The 20,023-nt window shown below is 40.2% G+C and carries 24 protein-coding genes and 1 pseudogene; 18 read left to right on the top strand and 7 right to left on the bottom strand.

The window, feature by feature from the left end; translation table 11 throughout:
• Positions 1-60 precede the first annotated feature (60 nt).
• The 5 genes and pseudogenes from ACGTNH_RS14195 to ACGTNH_RS14175 all read left to right on the top strand — a co-directional run bounded on the left by ACGTNH_RS14195 (position 61) and on the right by ACGTNH_RS14175 (position 5,395).
• Positions 61-426, top strand: coding sequence for a YisL family protein (locus ACGTNH_RS14195; protein ID WP_394587532.1), 366 nt, complete (start codon positions 61-63; stop codon positions 424-426).
• Positions 427-695: 269 nt separating this feature from the next.
• Entirely contained in the window at positions 696-2,540 is a 1,845-nt protein-coding gene (gene asnB / locus ACGTNH_RS14190) for an asparagine synthase (glutamine-hydrolyzing) (RefSeq protein WP_394587531.1), read from the top strand.
• A gap of 86 nt (positions 2,541-2,626) precedes the next feature.
• Positions 2,627-2,719: pseudogene (locus tag ACGTNH_RS14185) on the top strand (sugar ABC transporter permease); the annotation flags it as partial.
• A gap of 37 nt (positions 2,720-2,756) precedes the next feature.
• On the top strand, positions 2,757-4,286 hold the full coding sequence (locus ACGTNH_RS14180) for an alpha-amylase family glycosyl hydrolase (RefSeq protein WP_394587530.1): 1,530 nt from the start codon (positions 2,757-2,759) through the stop codon (positions 4,284-4,286).
• A 71-nt stretch (positions 4,287-4,357) separates the two neighbouring features.
• A complete protein-coding gene (locus ACGTNH_RS14175) occupies positions 4,358-5,395 on the top strand; it encodes a LacI family DNA-binding transcriptional regulator (protein ID WP_394587529.1) in 1,038 nt (345 codons plus the stop codon).
• 38 nt (positions 5,396-5,433) lie between these two features.
• Here ACGTNH_RS14175 and fakB read toward each other — a convergent pair whose 3' ends face one another.
• Positions 5,434-6,294, bottom strand: coding sequence for a DegV family protein (fakB, locus tag ACGTNH_RS14170; protein ID WP_394587528.1), 861 nt, complete (start codon positions 6,292-6,294; stop codon positions 5,434-5,436).
• A 189-nt stretch (positions 6,295-6,483) separates the two neighbouring features.
• Here fakB and ACGTNH_RS14165 point away from each other — a divergent pair, with 189 nt between their 5' ends.
• Both ACGTNH_RS14165 and ACGTNH_RS14160 read left to right on the top strand, forming a co-directional pair.
• A complete protein-coding gene (locus tag ACGTNH_RS14165) occupies positions 6,484-7,335 on the top strand; it encodes a YitT family protein (RefSeq protein WP_394587527.1) in 852 nt (283 codons plus the stop codon).
• 18 nt (positions 7,336-7,353) lie between these two features.
• Positions 7,354-8,277, top strand: coding sequence for a BsuPI-related putative proteinase inhibitor (locus ACGTNH_RS14160; protein ID WP_394587526.1), 924 nt, complete (start codon positions 7,354-7,356; stop codon positions 8,275-8,277).
• Positions 8,278-8,590: 313 nt separating this feature from the next.
• Here the strand turns inward: ACGTNH_RS14160 and ACGTNH_RS14155 are convergent, their stop codons facing one another.
• Complete coding sequence (locus tag ACGTNH_RS14155; RefSeq protein WP_394587525.1) at positions 8,591-8,854, bottom strand: NifU N-terminal domain-containing protein; 264 nt, start codon at positions 8,852-8,854, stop codon at positions 8,591-8,593.
• 132 nt (positions 8,855-8,986) lie between these two features.
• Between ACGTNH_RS14155 and ACGTNH_RS14150 the strand changes: the two genes are divergently transcribed.
• The 3 genes from ACGTNH_RS14150 (at position 8,987) to ACGTNH_RS14140 (ending at position 11,782) form a co-directional block, all read left to right on the top strand.
• Positions 8,987-9,820: a DUF2785 domain-containing protein gene (locus tag ACGTNH_RS14150; protein ID WP_394587524.1), complete on the top strand. Its 834-nt coding sequence runs from the start codon at positions 8,987-8,989 to the stop codon at positions 9,818-9,820.
• A 19-nt stretch (positions 9,821-9,839) separates the two neighbouring features.
• A complete protein-coding gene (locus tag ACGTNH_RS14145) occupies positions 9,840-10,265 on the top strand; it encodes a hypothetical protein (protein WP_394587522.1) in 426 nt (141 codons plus the stop codon).
• A gap of 656 nt (positions 10,266-10,921) precedes the next feature.
• Positions 10,922-11,782: an HAD family hydrolase gene (locus tag ACGTNH_RS14140; protein WP_394587521.1), complete on the top strand. Its 861-nt coding sequence runs from the start codon at positions 10,922-10,924 to the stop codon at positions 11,780-11,782.
• 10 nt (positions 11,783-11,792) lie between these two features.
• Here ACGTNH_RS14140 and ACGTNH_RS14135 read toward each other — a convergent pair whose 3' ends face one another.
• The 3 genes from ACGTNH_RS14135 to ACGTNH_RS14125 form a co-directional block, all read right to left on the bottom strand.
• A complete protein-coding gene (locus tag ACGTNH_RS14135) occupies positions 11,793-12,023 on the bottom strand; it encodes a DUF3813 domain-containing protein (RefSeq protein ID WP_394587520.1) in 231 nt (76 codons plus the stop codon).
• Between the two features lies 1 nt (position 12,024).
• On the bottom strand, positions 12,025-12,162 hold the full coding sequence (locus tag ACGTNH_RS14130) for a hypothetical protein (protein ID WP_188376605.1): 138 nt from the start codon (positions 12,160-12,162) through the stop codon (positions 12,025-12,027).
• 96 nt (positions 12,163-12,258) lie between these two features.
• Positions 12,259-13,083 (bottom strand): Cof-type HAD-IIB family hydrolase, encoded by an 825-nt coding sequence (locus ACGTNH_RS14125; protein ID WP_394587519.1) that lies wholly within the window; start codon positions 13,081-13,083, stop codon positions 12,259-12,261.
• A gap of 213 nt (positions 13,084-13,296) precedes the next feature.
• On the opposite strand from ACGTNH_RS14125, the gene ACGTNH_RS14120 reads away from it, so the two are divergent.
• From ACGTNH_RS14120 to moaD, 5 genes are all read left to right on the top strand, one after another.
• Positions 13,297-14,061 (top strand): alpha/beta fold hydrolase, encoded by a 765-nt coding sequence (locus tag ACGTNH_RS14120; protein WP_394587518.1) that lies wholly within the window; start codon positions 13,297-13,299, stop codon positions 14,059-14,061.
• A gap of 71 nt (positions 14,062-14,132) precedes the next feature.
• A complete protein-coding gene (locus tag ACGTNH_RS14115; RefSeq protein ID WP_188376602.1) occupies positions 14,133-14,444 on the top strand; it encodes a metal-sulfur cluster assembly factor in 312 nt (103 codons plus the stop codon).
• Between the two features lie 65 nt (positions 14,445-14,509).
• A complete protein-coding gene (gene mobB, locus ACGTNH_RS14110; RefSeq protein ID WP_394587517.1) occupies positions 14,510-15,022 on the top strand; it encodes a molybdopterin-guanine dinucleotide biosynthesis protein B in 513 nt (170 codons plus the stop codon).
• Entirely contained in the window at positions 15,019-15,486 is a 468-nt protein-coding gene (locus ACGTNH_RS14105) for a molybdenum cofactor biosynthesis protein MoaE (protein WP_394587516.1), read from the top strand. The genes mobB and ACGTNH_RS14105 overlap by 4 nt, the downstream gene beginning before the upstream one ends.
• Positions 15,483-15,716: a molybdopterin converting factor subunit 1 gene (gene moaD / locus ACGTNH_RS14100; RefSeq protein ID WP_394587515.1), complete on the top strand. Its 234-nt coding sequence runs from the start codon at positions 15,483-15,485 to the stop codon at positions 15,714-15,716. Before ACGTNH_RS14105 ends, moaD begins: the two co-directional genes overlap by 4 nt.
• 332 nt (positions 15,717-16,048) lie before the next feature.
• Here moaD and ACGTNH_RS14095 read toward each other — a convergent pair whose 3' ends face one another.
• Complete coding sequence (locus ACGTNH_RS14095) at positions 16,049-16,855, bottom strand: undecaprenyl-diphosphate phosphatase (protein WP_394587514.1); 807 nt, start codon at positions 16,853-16,855, stop codon at positions 16,049-16,051.
• Positions 16,856-17,025: 170 nt separating this feature from the next.
• Positions 17,026-17,202 carry a YjzD family protein gene (locus ACGTNH_RS14090; RefSeq protein ID WP_188376597.1) on the bottom strand — a complete coding sequence of 59 codons (177 nt, stop codon included), beginning with the start codon at positions 17,200-17,202 and terminating at the stop codon, positions 17,026-17,028.
• A 137-nt stretch (positions 17,203-17,339) separates the two neighbouring features.
• Here ACGTNH_RS14090 and ACGTNH_RS14085 point away from each other — a divergent pair, with 137 nt between their 5' ends.
• The 3 genes from ACGTNH_RS14085 to ACGTNH_RS14075 all read left to right on the top strand — a co-directional run bounded on the left by ACGTNH_RS14085 (position 17,340) and on the right by ACGTNH_RS14075 (position 20,021).
• Positions 17,340-17,867 (top strand): hypothetical protein, encoded by a 528-nt coding sequence (locus ACGTNH_RS14085; RefSeq protein WP_394587513.1) that lies wholly within the window; start codon positions 17,340-17,342, stop codon positions 17,865-17,867.
• Between the two features lie 70 nt (positions 17,868-17,937).
• Complete coding sequence (locus tag ACGTNH_RS14080; protein ID WP_394587512.1) at positions 17,938-18,888, top strand: BMP family ABC transporter substrate-binding protein; 951 nt, start codon at positions 17,938-17,940, stop codon at positions 18,886-18,888.
• 200 nt (positions 18,889-19,088) lie between these two features.
• Positions 19,089-20,021 carry a beta-ketoacyl-ACP synthase III gene (locus ACGTNH_RS14075; RefSeq protein ID WP_394587511.1) on the top strand — a complete coding sequence of 311 codons (933 nt, stop codon included), beginning with the start codon at positions 19,089-19,091 and terminating at the stop codon, positions 20,019-20,021.
• Positions 20,022-20,023 lie beyond the last annotated feature (2 nt).

The following is a 20,023-nucleotide window of genomic DNA, read 5'->3' as shown; positions in this document are numbered from 1 at the left end:
AAAAAGGAATCACACGTGGTATGATGAAGGAAGATTCATGAAGAAAAAGGAGGAATATTGTTGGCACACTTACATATTACCTCATGGGTAATTGCCTTTGCCTTAGTAGGACTGGTCACAACATTTACAAGAAGCGGTAATGAAAAAGCAGCAAAGATCTCACACATGATTTTACGCGCAGCCTATCTATTAATCTTATATTCTGGTGGATCCTTGTTTGCGGAATACATGGGGTCTGATCAAATTGGATTAGCTATTGTTAAATTACTTGTTGGGTTATGGGTCATTGCATCAATGGAAATGGTTACAATAAAATACAAGAAGAAAAAACCAGCCGGTGCATGGTGGGCACAGCTTTTAATCGCTGGAATACTGGCACTTATCCTTGGTTTTGGATTCTTACCGTTAGGTATACTTCCTGCCTAAAAATAAACCTGCATGCTTTCGTCGCATGCAGGTTTTTCATGTAAAGGGGGAATGATTTTTTTAGGATCAATATTATTGGGGGAAACATTGATCACTCTCTTCAATAATAATGATAATCATTATCATTGGTAAAGTCAACGGTTTTTAAAAAAAATCATAGCATCCAAGCCCAGCGTCATACCTTATACTATGATGCTCTCTTTATGAGGAAAAGACCAAGTGCTTAGTATGTGAGTTGAGTACGTTAAGGTAAAAGGAAGGTGATGCCTGTGTGCGGGTTTGTAGGGTGGGTGAATACCCAGAGTAGAGAAGAAGAAAAGCTTCTCATGATCGATAAGATGTCTGAAACGATTAAGCATAGAGGTCCAGATGATTATCAAAAGTGGGTGAAAGGGCCGGCAGGGTTTGGCCACCAGCGGTTAATTGTCGTTGACCCAAAAGGCGGCATTCAGCCCATGATCCGCCAGGCTGAAGGAGAGGAATATGTTCTTTGTTATAACGGAGAGCTGTACAATACGGACGAAGTAAGAAATCAATTGAAGGCAAAAGGCTGGACGTTTAAAGGTCATTCAGATACTGAAGTCGTTCTCGTTAGTTATATGGAATGGGGCGAGGCATGTCTTCATCAATTTAATGGAATATTTGCGTTTAGTATTTGGGAGGTCCGCAAGCAGCGGCTATTCTTAGCACGCGATCGAATGGGGGTTAAACCTTTATTCTATAGTGAGCAAAAAGACGGGCTGCTTTTTGCTTCAGAGATAAAAGCTATTCTTGCTCATCCTCAAAAACAAGCGAGCATTGCTGAGGAAGGTATACTTGAAATTCTTACGCTTGGGCCTTCACGAACACCGGGGCATGGAATATTTGAAGGCATCCATGAAGTCAGACCGGGTTTTTGTGCCATATGGCATCAAGGTGCTTTTTCCGTGAAACGGTATTGGAACGTGTCAAGTGATGCTCATAACTCTTCATTTAAAGAAACGGTCGAACAGGTAAGGAAGCTGTTCGTTGATGCTGTTGAGCGCCAATTAGTAAGTGATGTGAAACTAGGTACATTTCTTTCTGGGGGAGTAGATTCTAGCGCGATTACATCCGTAGCTGCAGACCATTATAAAAATGAGGGGCTGGGTTCATTAGAAACGTTCTCCATTGACTATGAAGAACAAGAGAAATTTTTTAAAAAGAACGCTTTTCAGCCTGATCGTGATTTCACGTATATCCAAATGGTGCAGAAAGCACATCAAACGAAGCATTACACTTTGGAAGCAAGCGTGGAAGATCTTGTTTCTAGATTAAAAAGGTCTGTAGAGCTGAAGGATCTGCCGGGTATGGCCGATGTTGATTCCTCATTATTATGGTTTTGTGAACGTATAAAAAATCATGTGACGGTGTCTTTGTCGGGAGAATGTGCAGATGAAATTTTCGGAGGTTATCCATGGTTTTATCGCAAAGAAGACAGGGATAGAAAGGGTTTCCCATGGATTCGCTCGATTCAGGAGCGGCAAAAACTAGTTCGAAAGGACATCGTACATCAATATGACTTAGAACAATACATGCTGGACCGCTATCAGGATTCCATTAATGAAGCTCCGCTTTTAAAAGGAGAATCTACTGCTGCTTCTAAGCATCGACAAATGCTGTATTTAAATATGAATTGGTTCATGCAGACGTTATTAGAAAGAAAAGACCGGATGAGTATGGGGGCGAGCCTGGAGGTTCGAGTTCCTTTTAGTGATCACCGACTCGTAGAATATGCCTACAATATTCCCTGGGAAATGAAGCACCATGGAGAACAGGAAAAAGGTTTGTTAAGGGAAGCGTTAAGAGGAATTTTACCTGAAGGTGTGTTAAAGAGAAAGAAGAACCCTTATCCTAAAACATTTAACCCTGCCTATACGAAGGCCGTAACAAAATGGATGGATGAGATTTTAAGCGTCCCTCATGCTCCAATCTTTGATTTGTTTGACCATAATGAATTAAAAGCATTGAATCAATCTGAAGGGAAAACTATTGATACCCCCTGGTTTGGACAGTTGATGACAGGACCGCAGTTAATCGCCCATCTTTGTCAAATTAATTACTGGTTAACCACTTACAATATTCAAATCAAATAAGGTGAAGGGAATAAAATAGTAATTTAAGAAAGGAAAGCCCCGATTCCTCAACATCCTATGCTTATATAGTAGAGGCATGCAGAGACTCAGTTTTTATGGCATACCCAATATCAATTCTTTTCTTATCTATAAAAAGATATTTCATTTCTGGATTGACGGTTGGTGGTGCAAAGGGATAATCTTAAAGACATAGATTATAAATAGGGGGAACGGAAGATGAGAAAGCTTGCAACCATTCTCATGCTCATTCCGTTTCTTCTTTTTTGCGCCCATAACTCCCATGCGGCTGAAAAAGAAGAACGTAAATGGCAGGACGAAAGTATGTATTTTATTATGGTCGATCGGTTTATGAATGGCGATAAGGAAAACGATTACGAAGTGGACACCGATAATCCCACGGCTTACCATGGTGGTGATCTTCAAGGAATCATTGAGCAGCTTGATTACATTGAAGAGTTAGGTTTTACGTCGATTTGGCTGACGCCTATTATGGAAAATGGAGAAAAAGGCTATCATGGTTACTGGATTGAAGACTTTATGGAAGTGGAAGAGCATTTCGGAACAATGGAAGATGCGAAAAAACTAGTGGAGGAAGCACACGAGCGTGATATAAAAGTCATCTTTGACTTTGTAGTTAATCACACGTGGGACCAGCATCCCTGGCTGGATGATGAAGAGAAAGATGATTGGTTTCATGAAGAACAGTCGATCATGGGCGAGGATCAACAACGATTAGAAGATGGCTGGCTCTCTGGACTGCCGGACTTAAATACTGAAAATCCTGAAGTGAAGCAATACTTATTTGATGCGGCAGAATATTGGATTGAAGAAACCGGTGTGGATGGATTTCGACTAGACACTGTGAAACACGTCCCTAAAGAGTTTTGGACAGAGTTTAATGATCACGTGAAATCGGTGGATGAAGATTTCTTTTTATTAGGTGAGGTGTGGAGTGAGGACCCTACATATATAGCAGATTATGAATCCACAGGCATTGACAGTTTCATCGACTATCCTTATTATAATGCGGCAACTGAAACGTTTAAAGCTTCCGGTGGTTCTCTTACACCCCTGTCTAATGTATGGCAGAGGAATAAGGAGTATTTTGAAGAACCGTATCTTTTAGGTAACTTTATTGATAATCATGATAATAAAAGGTTTACTCGGGTGGCTGGAGAAGAAAATGAAAACCCGATTACTCGCTGGAAATTGGCATTAACGCATATGTTTACAGCCCCTGGGTTCCCTATTACGTATTATGGAAGTGAAGTACCTCTGGATGGAGGAGAAGACCCTGATAATCGCAAAATGATGAATTTTAAAGGGGGAGATGAGCAACTAGAGCAGCGGATTGAGAAGCTGAATTCCATGCGTGATGAGTTCCCAGCGTTAACACGAGGTGATTACGAGGAGCTTTATAATGAGGATGGAATGTCCGTTTATAAACGAGAATATGAAGAAGAAATTATGATTATCGCGATTAATAACGCTTCTGGGACGCGTTCTACTGATTTAACGGATTTACCAGATGATCATCAAATGCGCGGTCTATTAGAAGACGGAGTGGTCAGGCAGTCTAACGATGGAGCTTATAAGCTTGGGATGGAACGTGAAACATCTGATGTATTTGTAGTGGAAAAGGATCAAGGCTTTAACTGGTTATTTATCGGCTTTGTCGGAGGCATTTTGCTGCTGTTTGTGATCGCAGTCGTTTGGATAAGTTTAAAGAATAAGCGTGAGGCCTAGCATACGCTGGGCGAATAGTATGATATATTAAGGGGAAGAGTAGACCAACTATTAATCAGAAGGTGAAGGATATGGGAGTAACGATCAAAGAAGTAGCAAAAGCAGCTGGCGTAGCTCCGTCAACCGTTTCCAGGGTGATTGCGGATCATCCTCGCATCAGTCAGGCTACGAAAAAGAAGGTAAAGAAAGCAATGAAAGAGATGGGGTACCACCCAAACGCTAACGCGCGTGGGTTAGCTAACCGTTCAACTCAGTCGTTAGGTGTGGTGATGCCTTCAAGTGCAAATAAAGCGTTGCAAAACCCATTTTTCCCTGAAGTGTTACGAGGTATTAGTGCGGTAGCTCATCAGCTTGATTATTCTATTTTATTATCTACGGGAGAGAAAGATGAAGAGATGCTTGAAGGGGTAGAGCGGATGGTTTATGCTAACCGCGTAGACGGCATCATTTTACTCTACTCTCAAGTCAATGATCCTGTACTTCATTTTCTGTTGGAAAAAGACTTCCCGTTTGTCGTTATTGGAAAACCGAGTGAACGAGTTGACGAAATTACTCACGTAGATAATGACAACATTCGAAGTGGAAAAACCATCACCAACCATTTAATTGATCTCGGTCACGAGAATATCGCGTTTATTGGCGGTTCTACAGATTTAATCGTGACTATCGATCGGATGAGAGGATATCAGCTGGCGATTGAGGAGGCTGGCCTTCCTTATTTAGAAGAATACAGAGTACATACGGAGTTTTTAAAATCCGGAGGAAGCCAGGCAGTAAGTGAACTATTTAACTTGCCAAAACCGCCCACAGGCTTAGTGATCGCTGATGATTTAATGAGCATTGGGGTTATTAATATGCTTGAAGAGTTTGGTATGCTCGTGCCTGAAGATGTGTCGATTGTCAGCTTTAATAATGTGTATTTATCAGAAGTGACCCGCCCGCCTTTAACGACTGTGGATATTCACATTTATGAACTGGGCTATCAAGCAGCGAAGTGTTTAATCGATAAAGTAAAGAACAAGCTCGAGCCGGCTAAACGTATTATTGTTCCTTTTACAATTGAACTTCGCCAGTCTGCACAATCGAGAGCAAAAACGCTGAACGAATAAACGAAGAAGCAACGGGGCTTCTTCGTTTTTTAACGGGGTTATTTAGGTTCATCATTTAGGAAAAATAAAGCAATGGTGCCGGGTCCGGCGTGGGCACCAATAACTGCTCCGATCATTTCAATATGAATGTCTTCTGTCCCGCATTCTTCTTTAATCATATCGGCCAGCTTTTGAGCGGTTTCGATGTCGTCCCCGTGACTAATTGCAATACGCTGCTGGTCTAAGACTAAACCGCGTTCTTTCATCATATCAACCATACGTTTAAGCACTTTTTTAGAACCACGGATTTTTTCAAGCGGAATGAGTTTACCATCTTCTACGTGGAGGAGAGGTTTAATGCGCAGCAAACTGCCGACAAAAGCGGCTGTTTTACTCACACGTCCGCCGCGGTATAAATACTCAAGATCATCAACGGTGAAAATATGCTCCATGTGCTCTGCATAATATTTTCCGGCTTCTTTGAGTTCATCGTAGCTTTTTCCTTCTTGAGCAAGCTCGGCTGCCCTCATTACTATGAGGCCGTAACCTAATGAAGCAGCTTTGGTATCGATGACTTCAAATTTTGCGTCAGGGTGGTCTTCTTTAATTTCTTGTTCAATCATTTTGGCGGTATGATAAGTTCCTGACAATTCAGAAGAAAGAGCAAAATAAAGAAAAGGCTGGTCCTTCTCAACAAAATTCGTAAAGGTTTGACGAAACGCTTCAGGTGAAACCTGTGACGTTTTGGGTGCTTCTCCCTCTTTCATTAAAGAATAAACTTTCTCAGGTGTAATGGTTTTGCCGTCTTCATACTCTTTGTCTCCAATTGTGACACCTAAGGGTAAGCATTCAACATTCATTTTATGTAAATAATCTAAAGATAGGTCACATGCTGAATCACTTATAATTGATACATTCATCTTTTCACCTACCGTCATTTGTTTGTATACTTTTAAGTGTAGGCTTAAGAAAGAAGATAGTAAAGTGAAATCTTTTGACAGGCATGATTATGGAAATGTTTTTATGGGAAACGATAATGAAAGGCTTGATTTTAAATTTTAACGGTGATAAAAAAAGGTTAGCGCATTTAAGCTGGATAGGAGGTCGACATGTTTTCATTTGAAATTAAACGAATTTTAATCGTACTCATTGGTGCCGTATTTAACGCCGTATCTCTAAACTTGTTCCTTATTGAAGCCAATGTTTACGCAAGCGGATTTACCGGGGTTGCTCAGTTACTGACGAGTATATTCCAAGACTTTTTAAACGTTCCTGGAGTAAGTACAGGTCTTATCTTATTTATACTTAACATTCCAGTTGCGATCTTAGGTTGGTATAAAGTCGGTAGAGGTTTTACGGTTTACAGCGCGATCTCTGTTGCCTTTACAACTTTATTCCTAGAGATCATCCCGATTCAGCAATTATCTGAAGATATTATTCTAAACGCTGTGTTCGGCGGTGTGATCGGTGGTTTCGGTGTAGGTATTACACTGAAGTGGGGTGCTTCAACAGGCGGTCTGGACATCGTGGCTATGATTTTATCACGTATGAAAGATCGTCCAATTGGCATTTATTTTTTAATCATTAATTCTGCTATTATAGCAATAGCAGGTTTTCTTTATGAGCCTGAAAACGCCCTGTATACGTTGTTGACGTTATATGTTACGACTCGGGTTATTGACGCGATTCATACACGTCACGAAAAACTGACAGCAATGATTATTACAACAAGAGCAGCCGACCTGGAAAAAGCCATTCACGCGAAAATGGTACGGGGGATTACTACTTTGCCTGCGAAAGGTGCTTTTACCCAACAAGATAAAAATATGCTTGTTATGGTCATAACCCGTTATGAGCTTTATGACTTGCAAGGCATTATCTCAGATGTTGATCCGCAAGCATTTACGAATATTGTTCAAACTACTGGTATATTTGGTTTCTTTAGAAAAGATGATAAGTAGACTTTTGGAGAAAAGGATGTGTTGACGCTGAAAAAATGGATTCCGATCGTAGCAGGATGTTTAGTCGTATTTTTAGTTGGTTGTTCAAATGACGACTCAAATGAAGAGGAGAAAAATAATTCGGAGGAGGAGTCCTCCGAGTCAAATGAAGAAACTGAGCCGGAAAATATTGTTTCTCTTATTGAACAGTTAACCTTTGATTCCAATGTAGAATCTACAGAGAAAGGCATAAACTTCAATTTCCACATTACAAATGAGGCGGATGAACCTATTATTCTTGGCTTTAATTCAAGTCAAAAATATGAAATTGTTCTGGAGAATCCCGAGGGAGAAGAGGTTTACAAATATTCCAGCGAACAAGCATTTTCTCAGCAATTGACTACTGAAGAGCTGGAACCTGGTGATAAGCTGGAAGCGAACGAAACGTTACAAGAGGAGCTGCCTCCGGGAGAATATGAGGCAACGATGTCATTTTTAGTAACTTCTATTAATGATCAGCCACTTGAGACGAAGCCTTTTGAAATTACTGATTCCGTGACTGTAGAAAACGGGGCATCTGAACAAGAGACGGACGCAGAAGGAGAGGCTGGCGGGGCAGAACAAGTTAGAGAAGAAATAGAAGCTGCCGCAAATGGAGAAGAAATTTTCAGGGAGCTTACGCTCACGGGAGAGAATGGCCAGTACAATATATCAGGAGAAGCTAAAGTCAAAGGTGGAGAGTTTTTCTACAGCGTCGATGATGGTCATAATGTATATATAGAAGAAGAAACTGCGCAAGTAAATGATCCAAATTCAGAATGGTCTCCTTTTGAACTTGATGTAACGGTTAATGAAGAAGACCTTCCTGAAAACGGAGCCCTTATTATGACAATGTTTGACCGGGATGAAGAAGGACAACCCATTAATATGAACTTTGTTCCGCTGGATAATTTTGAGTCTTAAAAATGCTCTCGCAATCACGGTTCCCCCATTTTGGCGGAAGGATGAACAGTAAAAAAATGTAGAGAAACCTAAAGTTTCTCTACAAGCTGGAGGTCGGGACATAACTAAAGCTGGGATGTCAAAAAAAGAACGATCGAGCAACTCTATTGCAGCGAGGGAGCATAAAGGTACCAGGTACCGAAAAACTGTAAAAGAGCGAAGTGCCAAGTGTGAATTTCGGTACCTGGTACACGGAACACAAATAATCCGAACTGATTTCTCCAGAATCGTTCGGATTATTTTATGTTTTATTTAGTTTTGTCCCAAACCTTTTTTAATAACCGAATTCAGTTAGAACGCCTTCTACTTTAGGAGTCAGCACATCCCAATCTGCATCAGGTAAACGATTTACTGTAATAAAGTTCTGGAAGCCAAAGACATTGTCTACGCCATCAAGCTCCATAAGTTGATTCATAATGTCGTATTCACTCGTTTGTCCAGGCATGACGGAAACGCTGCCGTCACCTTGAAAAATAAGAGACTCGGTTGTAAATTTACGTGCGTTCGGGTTTGGTGTTTCTTCAATTGTTATTGCCATGATTATTCCTCCAATCTTCCTTATACTCACTCATTTTAGCAGAAAACTGAAAAAGACTAAACTGGAAGCCTTTCTGATTCAATAATTTTTAAATGATATGATACAATATGAACAATTTCAGGGAGGTATGAAATGGAAACCAAATTAGTAGATGTACTGCAAGCAATTAAAGAAAATAATTTTGAAATCCCGCAAGGCCAGAACTTGTCAGAGTTAACGACGATTATGCTGCAGCGTGTAGGATCTCCGGATCCAGTACTTCGGGATGACTTGATTCATACTATTTTAACAAAATTTATTGAGCGGGATTATTATAATGCTGATCAATTGAAGAATATTCTGCGCTCGGTATTAAATAAAAATTACTTGTTCTATCGAATAAAGATGTCAGCAAGAGAAGAAAATGCTGTCTTTAAAAGAAGTTTTTCAGTGCTGCTTATTCCTCCGATTATGAAAAAGCATCAGCAGACTGGATTGCTTGGGGAAGCGGAAGTACACCGCGTATGGGAGAATTTAAAACGTTATATGGAACAGGAGAAAGACCATAGGGGCTATATTCAAGGAAAAGGGTGGGCCCACTCTATGGCTCACGCGGCTGACGCGTTGGACAGTGCAGCTGCGTGTAATGAAATTACGAGGCAGGAAGTCATCGATATGCTTCCTACTATCCGTAGTCAGTTTTTAATTGATAAGCCCTATTTGTTTGATGAAGAAGAACGTATGGTGACAGCCGTCTTAACCATGTTTAAAAAGATTGAGCCCGATGAAAGAGTGGAGTGGTTAGAAACGTTGTTATATCAAAGAAAAAGCTGGGATGATCCGGCTGAAGAAATAATTATTAACAACAGTAAACACTTCCTGCGTGCTTTATACTTCAGGAATTTGGACTATCCATGTGATGAAGGCAAACTGCGCCAGGTTTTAGAAACCATCTTAAGGGAACTTAGAAAACAAGAAGCGTATTAATGTAGTGGAGGCATGTACGATGTTCATTAAATGGGGAATTTACATTGGCACAACTTCTGGACTGGCCTTAGGGATTTACATGTGGTTTGTCGAGTTGATTACCGAAAGGAAAGTTTATACCCTGTTAATGAATGTGGATTTCATTCCGGTGATTGGTTCCATCGAGTGGCCGGTGTTTGTGGAATGGTTATTTCATATGAGCATCTCGTGGATCATCGGGATGCTGTTTTGTTATATTTTTATGAAAAAAATTAACGTAACGTCTAAGCGTCAATGGGGTGTTGCTTTGGGTTTGGCTGGTATTGCCGCCCTAACTTATTTTCCTTTAACCGTGCTGGCTATTAAAGAAACTCCCGAAGTAACAGATGTTACCGCCATAATGTATTGGATCATAGGTCACCTCATTTATGCGATTGTATTAAAGTCTTCTTATTATCGTACATGATATTATTCAGCTTGTTGAGAACCGTAAGCTTTCTCTGCAAGCTTTTTTATTTCTGTTGATTGGCAAACAGTAACTACGACGATACGAAAGCCCTTCTCCGTAAATATAAATTTCTTTTCCTTTAGAAAAAGAATGGTTTGTTCCTGAGGCCACTGAAAAAGTCCTATCTAATTTAAAGAGCGTCACGAATCGCTTGTCGCTGGATGCTTGCCGCGGGCACGGCCTCAGCTAACTTGGTCAATAAGATCACTTGACCAAGTGGATCTCCGGCTCGCACTGTTCCCGCGACGCACCGGAAGTGGCCGGTTTTAATCGACCAGGCGTCATCCGCGAATGCTCCTCGTGGCATCAATAGAAATCAATCTACCCATTTATACGTTACCTGACTAAAATCACAAATGTGAAAACGAATTGTTAAACTTATGTAGGGATAGAAGGTACAAATCTCTGAATAGTTAGAAAAAAAGCGTCCTGGGTGGAAATTTTTTTATTCTATCTTTCCTCGACCTTTAGTTTTTCAGTGATCTCTTTGTTCCTCCCTCCGTGTTTTATAAAAGATTTTACTATTTAATTACAATCTTTTACCTGGTTCCCTAATAAGATTTACAACGATTTACAATAATAGAAGAAAGGAAAACAGGAAGGGGAAGAGGCGCATGTTCGATCAAGTGAAATGTATCATTTTTGATTTAGATGGAACGTTATATGAAGATACACATCATTTTGAGTATTACGCCAATCTGTTGAAAGAAAAGCTAAGCTATGGGAAGCATGAGGCTTTTGAAGAGGATTACATAAATGTTTTACAAGGCGTACATCCTCTGTCGATAGGTAAAGCCTATGATCTGAAGACAGACGCTGTATTGACGGTTGACCCTTATACAAATTTAGTAGTGTCAGCTAAGAACTGGAAAGGTGAACCATGGTCTCATACACAAGTGGCCCACCACTATCCTGAGAAGGTTTCTTTTAATTTTGATAACATGATCGCTATTGGTGATGGTTGGTGGCTGCCTTTTTCAATTGCTGTTCATCATGGGTTATCTTTAAAAGATTGTTATGAAAGCTATGTGAAAACAAAAGATTATATGACCTCAGCTCAATTTAAGTTGACAAAAACAAAAGGATTAGAACGGATGCTTGAGGAGTGGAAGCAGGATAAGACATTAATTTTACTGACGAATAGCGAATCCTATGATGTAGTCAAGCTGCTGGAAGAGCTTCAGCTGAATAATATTTTTGACGAAATTATCGTTTCAGCTCAAAAACCAGCCTTAACGAAGAGATATTTTAAGCGCATTTTACAGGAATACGAACTTTTTCCGGAAGAAGTGATCTCCGTCGGGGATAACTTCATGAATGAGATTGCCCCAGCACTCATTTTAAACATGAAAGCTCTGCTCATACAGACGACTCCGTTTACGTACAAACATCCAAATCTTCAAGTTGTTTCCAGTCTTGCCGATGTTATTAAAACAGAAAGTATTAAAAAAAGATCAGACTCACAAAGAGTCTGATCTAAAAGATTTAACGCATGTTATTTTGCTGTTGCTGCTGCTGACCGTTGTGTTCGGATTCAAGTTTTTGTTCTAACTGCTGTAGCTCTTGCTTCTCTTCTTGAGAGCACTGGCTATATGCAGATTGAATTGCTTGTTTGGCAGCTTGCATATCTTCCTGGCTTGTGTGGTTACCTTTTTGACGACCCTGTGTCATTCGGTTGACCGCATTACGTGCGTTTTCAAATAGGGAATTGGCCATTTTAAAACCCTCCTACTGTGTGTTGGTCTGCTTCCATTTCCTTGCGTTTAGCATCGGATAACCGCTTCGGTTCCATTTGACGTTCATCAAATGGACGTACCTCAGTCCAACGTTTGTCATCTTTGTTTTGCTTATCCATGACATTCGCCTCCTGGCACAAAAAAAGCCTGAACGCTTTGTGCGTCCAAGCTTAGTATGACCCGTGCCAAACAGGTTACTCAAGGAAAAAAATAACTTACATGGCTTTGCGGTTTAATTTTAAAAAGTCTGTCAGAAACTCACCAATTCCATTTTGTTCATTTGTGTCGGCAACATAATTGGCCATGTTCTTAAGTTCGTCAATCGCATTTCCCATCGCAACGCCAATACCAGCATACTCAATCATCTCAAAATCGTTATCTTCATCGCCAAAGGCAATGATTCGCTCTTGTGGAATGTGATAATAATGAGCAATTTTTTGAAGGCCTACTGCTTTATTCATACCTGCACGAACAATTTCAATAACATGCCACGGTGCACCCCATTTACGATGTTCAATAAGCTCAGCATGCGTATCCAGTTCTTCACGAAGAATTTTTATTTTTTCTTCTTCAGGATGGATCAATAGGGAAGTGGGATCATCCTGTAAATTGGCTTGCAGGTTTCCTACGTTGACAGGGTTATCATCATTGGTATGGAAGATTTCCATGATTTCTGCATCGTACTGATCCAGGTAAACCGTGTCTTTTACTTCCGCCAATATATTTCGTACGCCTAATTCATGACACTTGTGAATAATCTTATGGGCTGTTCGTATTGAAAGTGGAGAATGAAGAGCATCCCAATTTTTATTTTTCGGATGGTGAATGAGAGCTCCGTTAAAATTGACCATTGGTGTTTCTAAACCGAGCTCTTTATAGAAATCAATGCTGGCTCGGTGAGGCCGCCCTGTTGCGATGCATACGATATGTCCATGGTCGATCGCATCAAGTACAACTTCTTTTGTTTCAGGGTTAATACGTTTGTCGTCTGTTAAAAGTGTTCCATCTAAATCTAATGCAATTAAATGTTGGTTTGTCATTTTTTCACCTCATTCATAATAACAGTTTAGCGATAATAAAACGTGAATGCAATCTTCGAAGGGCTTTAACCACTATCGTAAAGACATTCCCCACCATTGCAAAGCCTAATCCTTTCCAATTAAAACACTCAGTGTTACGATATTAATTATACAAAAGAACATGTAAATTTCGATGATGTTCATGTAAAGATTGGAAGAAAGGAATAGGAATTCATGATTGGTATTTATCGGGAAACAATAAAGAATATACCCTCCCTAATTATTGTAGACACAGAAAAATATGAGCAGCCGCTGCCTGTTTTTACATACTATCACGGCTTTACTTCAGCTAAGGAGCATAATTTACCCCAAGCCTATTTACTTGCGCAAAAAGGTTTCCGTGTTGTTTTGCCTGATAGTATGTATCATGGCGATCGAACCGATGATTTATCCAAAGAAGAATTAAGCTTTAAATTTTGGGACATTGTTTATCAAAATTTAAAGGATTTACAAGACATTAAACATGAAATGGATCAACGTGATCTTATATTAAATCGGCGATTTGGCGTCGGAGGAACCTCAATGGGAGGAGTTACGACAAGCGCTGCCTTAACGATGTATCCATGGATTCAAGCAGCAGCAGTGATGATGGGCTCACCTAAGCCTGTTGACTTTGCTAAAAAATTAATCAAAGACGTTGAGCAGACCGGCATACAGCTTCCGATTAATGAAATGGAATTAAATGACCTTTACAGCTCGCTGCAAAGTATTGACTTATCAGCTAATACACACAAATTAAACGCACGTCCGTTATTTTTCTGGCACGGTGATGCTGATCCAGTGGTGCCTTTTGAACACGCGTATGATTTCTATAATGAAATCGTAGAGGACTATAAAAACCCAGAAAATATACGGTTTTTACGAGATGTCGGGGTAGATCATAAAGTAAGCCGCTTCGGTATCTTAGAAATGGTGAACTGGTTAGAAATCGTACTATAAAGGTTAGTGGTTTAATCTATGAAGATTTTTGTTTATAATAGAACATGAACTAATGAGAAGGGGGTACTATTATGGATGCAGCACTTGAAGAAAATGTTATGGGCGCCCTTGAAAATGTAATTGACCCTGAACTTGGTATTGATATCGTCAACTTAGGTCTCGTATACGGGGCTGACATGGATGAAAATGGCAATACTACAGTGACAATGACATTAACAGCCATGGGCTGTCCTTTAGCTGGGCATATCGAACAAGACGTTAAACGTTGTCTTGCTGATCTTCCTGAGGTTAACGAAGTTGAAGTGAACATTGTGTGGAATCCGCCATGGACCAAGGATCGTATGAGTCGTTACGCAAAAATTGCGCTAGGCATTCCAGATTGATCAAACATTCCCTTTCCCCTTGTGGAAGGGGTTTTTGTTTAGGCGGAGAAGGGAAGTGATCGTACGTGGGACCCGTTGTCTTTCAAATAGTAGGATATAAAAATAGCGGAAAAACAACCTGGATGACAGAGATGGTGAACTATGCCTCCACGTCAGGTGATTTTGTCGCTTGCCTTAAGCATCATGGAGATTCTTCGCCGCTTTCGCTGCCGAAAGCAACAACAGATAGTGTCAAACTACATAGAGCCGGGGCTTTTATGACGAGTGTTACTGGAGCGGAAGAAACTCAACTGCTTATGAACGGTGAACTTTCACTCTCACAGCTCATAAACTGGTATGCTGTATTACAACCCCATCTGATTTTAGTAGAAGGGTTTAAGCATGAAGACTATCCAAAAGCTGTAATTCTAAAAAATAAAAATGACCTGAAGCTGCTGGAACTTTCTAATGTTCAGTTAGTCTTTACATGGGATAGAGAGCTCGCAGTAAACCTCGATATTCCTGTTTATCACATAGATCATTGGCATGTTTCGATAAAAGAGATTTATAACTATATAAAAAGGGAGGAGTGGAGATGAGCCATTTCTTTTTTATAACGGAAGACCCCATCTCAATTGAGAAAACCGTCGGACTTGTGTCTCGTCCTGAGGCTGGAGCTATCAATACTTTTATAGGAACTGTTCGTGAAATCACTGAAGGGAAGAGGACTCTTTTCTTAGAATATCAAGCCTATCAGTCGATGGCCGAAGCAAAATTAGCTGAAATCGGCGATGAGATTTCAGCCAGATGGCCAAATACAAAAACAGCCATAGTTCACAGAGTCGGCAGGCTTGATATTGAGGACATTGCTGTAGTCATTGCTGTATCGACGCCTCATCGGGCGGACTCTTATGAAGCAAGTCGGTATGCCATTGAGCGAATTAAAGAAATAGTCCCGATTTGGAAAAAAGAACATTGGGAAGATGGAGAAGAGTGGATTGGTGATCAGAAAGAAATAAAAGCTTATGCTTCAGGAAAACCGGAAAAGGAGGACTTGTCTTGAATAAAATATTATTCTTTGCCGGCCTGCAGGAAAAAATGGGAACAGAATTTATTGAAATCGATGCTGCAGGTCAAAGTGTGAAGCAGTTGAAGGAATATATAGAGAAAGAGTATAGCCTTAGTAAGGTGCATGAATCTATGGCTGCTATAAATGAGGAGTTTGCTCCGGCCGAGGAAACAATTAAAGAAAACGATACGATCGCCTTTATTCCGCCTGTAAGCGGAGGATGAGCCAACCTCAGGCTGTCGAGAAAGCTGGGAAGAACACTGTATATCATGGTTACTCCACTAGAGTGTTGAGAAAAGAAGCAGAAAAAAGAGCACGAGACAAAACTGAATAAAAACTATCGCTTTTAGTAACTGCGATTAATATGGGGCTGCCTGTTAAAACACTCCCTCCATCTAGAAAATTGAGAATTTCAAAGGTACCTCAACTCTTAAAGAAAAGAAAAAAGCTTGCGGAAAACCAGAGAGTTGCCCGCAAGCTTTTTTCTTTTTTATTAGTAAAAGCTTATTTTTAAGTGGAATGTTCTTATCTGCTTGTAAGAAAGCAGGCGTAATCTTTATAAGAAGAACCAGACAAGTCCACCGACGACAAAGCAATAAATGGCGAAATATTTCAAGTTCCCTTGAGCCATAATGTTCATAAACCATTTTAGTGATACGTAAGAGGCTACAATGGAGGCAAGAAAAGCAATGAGATAACTCGGCCACATTACTGCAAAATCAGCGGCTAGTAAATCATCGATCGACAGCAGCATTGTTCCTAAACTGACAGGTATAAATAAAAGAAAGGAGAACCTAAGGGCCGTTTGCTGCTTCATCCCTAGCAGCATAGCAGCGACGATAGTGGCCCCCGACCGGCTGATACCTGGAATGAGAGCAACAGCCTGGGAAAGGCCGACAATTAATGCGTCTTTCCACGTAAGCATGCCATCATTTTTAAGACCTCTTATGTTTCGAATCGTCCACAGAGCAATCCCTGTAATAATTAAAGTAACACCCACGGTTTGTGTTCCTTTTAAATTATCAAATGCGTCACTTAGTAATATACCGATTACTCCTGCTGGTACAGTACCGATAAGTAAGTAAATAATGAAGTTAAAGTCATCTTTCTGACGCTCGTCCTTTGTTAGTAGAAAACCTATGCCATTACGGATTAAACGAAGGATATCTTCCCGATAAATAATGATAACGGCTATTAATGAGCCAAAGTTAACGAGCACTTCAAAAGCATAACCATCCATTCGTAAGGCCATTAACTCTTGAACGATAACTAAGTGACCACTAGAAGAAATTGGAATAGGTTCCGTGAAACCTTGAAATAGTCCTAGAAATAAATACTTTATAATCAACCAAATTTGTTCCATCCAAACTTGTCCCCCTTGTATAAACTCACGAAATACATTTATTCGAATTTACTTTCCATTATATGTACGACGTAACTCTATTTTTCATTACACGTGCTTATTATTATGTTAAAAAATCCATATAATCAAGAAAAAACGCTGCTAAAGGTAGCAGCGTTTTTCTAAGGAGACTAAGCTTCTTCTTCCTTAATAACTCCTTCACCAAGTACAATTGCGGCAATGCTGAATATAATTGTCATAATAATGACCTGGGAAAATGCAAATTCCGATCCAGCCATGTTGCTGACAACGTATGCCATCATAAAACTTAATAGGAAGGCCCATAATACGGTCCACATCATACGCATAACTACTCACCTCGTTTACACATTCTTTGTTCATTCTACCAGAAGCATTATAAAAAATAAATATGGAATCGCTTTGCTAGCATGAATTATGAAAGCGGCGAATAATATATAGAAGCAAATAGAAAGGGGGCGTCTGTTTGGTTGTTGTATTATTTAACTGTTTTCACTGGATGGGCTACCATTGCGCAAGGCAGCTGCTCCATAGTGGCCACGAAGTCATCGGTGTAGATGAAATTGATGATGCAATGAAAGAACAGTTGTATATGTATGTAGCTCGAAATAGTAATTTTCAGCATTTTAATACAATCGTAGAACGGGATAACCATAGTCATTATACGAATGATGAACCGCATATTTCTATTTTAAATGAATCACTTGCGATTAAGTATAAATCTCTTGAGGAGGTTACGATGGAACTGCCTCCATTGTTCGGGGAATGGATGGATATGAAAGATAAAGAAATAGAAACGATTGATGATTTAAAACTATGGATCCTTGAGAAAGGAGCTTTATACGCAGGCGATTTCTTTGAAATTGTAATCGATCACGTTGAAAAAGGAGAGGTCTCGTCGTTAAAAGAGAAGAAGTTTTCTCTTACCGAACGAGAGACTCAGCCTCAAGAAGTGTTAGAAAGAATTTGGAACGTCCGTCATCTAAATCAGTAAGCATTTATTTACATTATATGATACAGCCCTATAATAGAGAAAGGGAATAACTTTATAGGGGTGTACGTATGTGAGAATCTATGGATTAATGGTTTTATTATTACTTTTCACAACCGGCTGCCAACGGCCGCCAGCCTTTGGGCATGAGGATAGAGTTGGTCTTTTATTAGAGACGACCATTCACGATGAAGCATGGGGGCAGCAGGGTTACCTGGGACTTCAATCAATTAAAGACAGCTTTGGTATGGATGTATATTTTAAAGAAGGCGTTCAATCTTATCAAGATACGATAGAAGCTGTGGACGAATTGGTTGATCAAGGCGTCAACATCATTTTCGGGCACAGCCAAATGTATGGATCTCATTTTAAACAACTTCATGAAGATTATGGAGATGTTCAATTTATTTATTTTAATGGAGCATTTACAGCAGAGAATGTGACAAGCTTAAACTTTAGTGCAGATGCAATGGGATTCTTTGCTGGAATGGTTGCCGGCGAAATGACAGAGTCCAATAGAATCGGTTTAATCGCTGCCTTTGAATGGCAGCCTGAAGTGGAAGGTTTCTATGCGGGAGCCACTTATTATAACCCGCAGGCAGAAATCGATATAAAGTATACGTATGATTGGGAAAATGAAGAGACAGCGGAGTTTCTGTACGAAAAAATGCAAAAGGACGGGGCAGACGTTTTTTACCCCGCTGGTGATGGATTCAATATTCCCATCATAGAAAAAGCCCAGGAGGATGAACTTTACGCCATAGGATACGTACAAGATCAATCAGGAATAGCAGAAAACACGGTCCTTACAAGCACTGTGCAGCGAGTTGACCGCGTCTACGTTATGGCAATGGATCGCTACCTGGAGAATGGACTTCCAAACGAGCCTATTACGTTTGGTTTTAAGGAGGGAGCTATAGAAATCGGGTCATTTAGTCCTGCTGTACCTGAGAAAGTTCAACTTCAGATTGAAGAAGCCGTGGATCAATATATTGAAAATGGACAATTTCCATACACACGTTAACACGGGGAACTTTCCCGTGTTTTTCTATTTGTTTAAAGGCTTGATTAAAGGAATGATATACATTAAAATTAGTACCAAGTCATAATAATTAGTATAAATAAGAAGGGTAATTTACAATGAAGTCAGGTTCCTCTATGATAATGAGGGGATAAACCTGCTCGTTCATGCGGGATAAAAATTACCTTTAAGGGGATGAATATATGAACGCTGGATTCATTGGAGTAGGCCATTACGCTCCTGAAAAAGTATTGACCAACAAAGATATGGAAAAGATTGTAGATACAAGTGATGAATGGATTCGTTCAAGGACCGGGATAGAAGAAAGGCGTATTGCTGAAGATGATATGGATACATCTGATATGGCGTTTCGTGCAGCTCAAAACGCTCTTGACGATGCGAATATGACAGCAGACCAGATCGATTTAATTCTTGTTGCGACGGTTACACCTGACAATCCGTTTCCCTCTGTAGCAACGATGCTTCAGCATAAATTAGGAGCAAGAAAAGTAGCAGCGATGGATATTAGTGCCGCTTGTGCAGGATTTATGTACGGTGTGATTACCGCAAAGCAGTACATTGATACAGGTGCTTATGAAAATGTGCTTGTGGTAGGAGTTGAAAAGCTCTCTAAAATTACTAACTGGGAAGACCGCAACACATGTGTCTTGTTCGGGGATGCAGCAGGAGCCGCTGTAATTGGTCCTGTGGGCGATGATAAAGGTATCCTATCATTTGAACTAGGTGCAGACGGAAGCGGCGGCCCTCATTTATACCAAGAAGATTTTCTTCACATGAACGGCCGTGAAGTATTCAAGTTTGCCGTCCGTCAAATGCCTGAATCCTCAGTAAATGTTGTGAAGAAAATCGGCCTTAAAGAAGAAGACGTTGATTACCTCGTACCTCACCAGGCGAACATTCGTATTATGGAAGCGGCGAGAGAGCGATTAGGTATACCAGTAGAAAAAATGTCAGTGAAAGTGAATAAGTACGGGAACACATCTTCAGCTTCCATCCCGCTTGCTTTGTCAGAAGATGTGAAAGCGGGTAAAATCAAAGATAATGATCTTGTAGTACTCGTCGGATTCGGTGGCGGCCTCACATGGGGAGCCGTTGCACTCAGATGGGGTAAGTAATC

The organism is Halobacillus sp. B23F22_1 (assembly GCF_043497005.1).
GTDB lineage: Bacteria > Bacillota > Bacilli > Bacillales > Halobacillaceae > Halobacillus_A.
This window is presented reverse-complemented; position numbering and strand designations above follow the sequence as displayed.

Excerpts from the sequence above, each read along its gene's own strand:
- ACGTNH_RS14175 (WP_394587529.1), top strand. The coding sequence starts at position 4,358 with ATGGGAGTAACGATCAAAGAAGTAGCAAAAGCAGCTGGCGTAGCTCCG.
- ACGTNH_RS14140 (WP_394587521.1), top strand. The coding sequence starts at position 10,922 with ATGTTCGATCAAGTGAAATGTATCATTTTTGATTTAGATGGAACGTTA.
- ACGTNH_RS14180 (WP_394587530.1), top strand. The coding sequence starts at position 2,757 with ATGAGAAAGCTTGCAACCATTCTCATGCTCATTCCGTTTCTTCTTTTT.
- ACGTNH_RS14115 (WP_188376602.1), top strand. The coding sequence starts at position 14,133 with ATGGATGCAGCACTTGAAGAAAATGTTATGGGCGCCCTTGAAAATGTA.
- ACGTNH_RS14090 (WP_188376597.1), bottom strand. The coding sequence starts at position 17,202 with ATGCGTATGATGTGGACCGTATTATGGGCCTTCCTATTAAGTTTTATG.
- ACGTNH_RS14120 (WP_394587518.1), top strand. The coding sequence starts at position 13,297 with ATGATTGGTATTTATCGGGAAACAATAAAGAATATACCCTCCCTAATT.
- ACGTNH_RS14125 (WP_394587519.1), bottom strand. The coding sequence starts at position 13,083 with ATGACAAACCAACATTTAATTGCATTAGATTTAGATGGAACACTTTTA.
- ACGTNH_RS14105 (WP_394587516.1), top strand. The coding sequence starts at position 15,019 with ATGAGCCATTTCTTTTTTATAACGGAAGACCCCATCTCAATTGAGAAA.
- ACGTNH_RS14150 (WP_394587524.1), top strand. The coding sequence starts at position 8,987 with ATGGAAACCAAATTAGTAGATGTACTGCAAGCAATTAAAGAAAATAAT.
- ACGTNH_RS14165 (WP_394587527.1), top strand. The coding sequence starts at position 6,484 with ATGTTTTCATTTGAAATTAAACGAATTTTAATCGTACTCATTGGTGCC.
- fakB (WP_394587528.1), bottom strand. The coding sequence starts at position 6,294 with ATGAATGTATCAATTATAAGTGATTCAGCATGTGACCTATCTTTAGAT.
- ACGTNH_RS14135 (WP_394587520.1), bottom strand. The coding sequence starts at position 12,023 with ATGGCCAATTCCCTATTTGAAAACGCACGTAATGCGGTCAACCGAATG.
- ACGTNH_RS14130 (WP_188376605.1), bottom strand. The coding sequence starts at position 12,162 with ATGGATAAGCAAAACAAAGATGACAAACGTTGGACTGAGGTACGTCCA.
- ACGTNH_RS14155 (WP_394587525.1), bottom strand. The coding sequence starts at position 8,854 with ATGGCAATAACAATTGAAGAAACACCAAACCCGAACGCACGTAAATTT.
- ACGTNH_RS14075 (WP_394587511.1), top strand. The coding sequence starts at position 19,089 with ATGAACGCTGGATTCATTGGAGTAGGCCATTACGCTCCTGAAAAAGTA.
- ACGTNH_RS14145 (WP_394587522.1), top strand. The coding sequence starts at position 9,840 with ATGTTCATTAAATGGGGAATTTACATTGGCACAACTTCTGGACTGGCC.
- ACGTNH_RS14095 (WP_394587514.1), bottom strand. The coding sequence starts at position 16,855 with ATGGAACAAATTTGGTTGATTATAAAGTATTTATTTCTAGGACTATTT.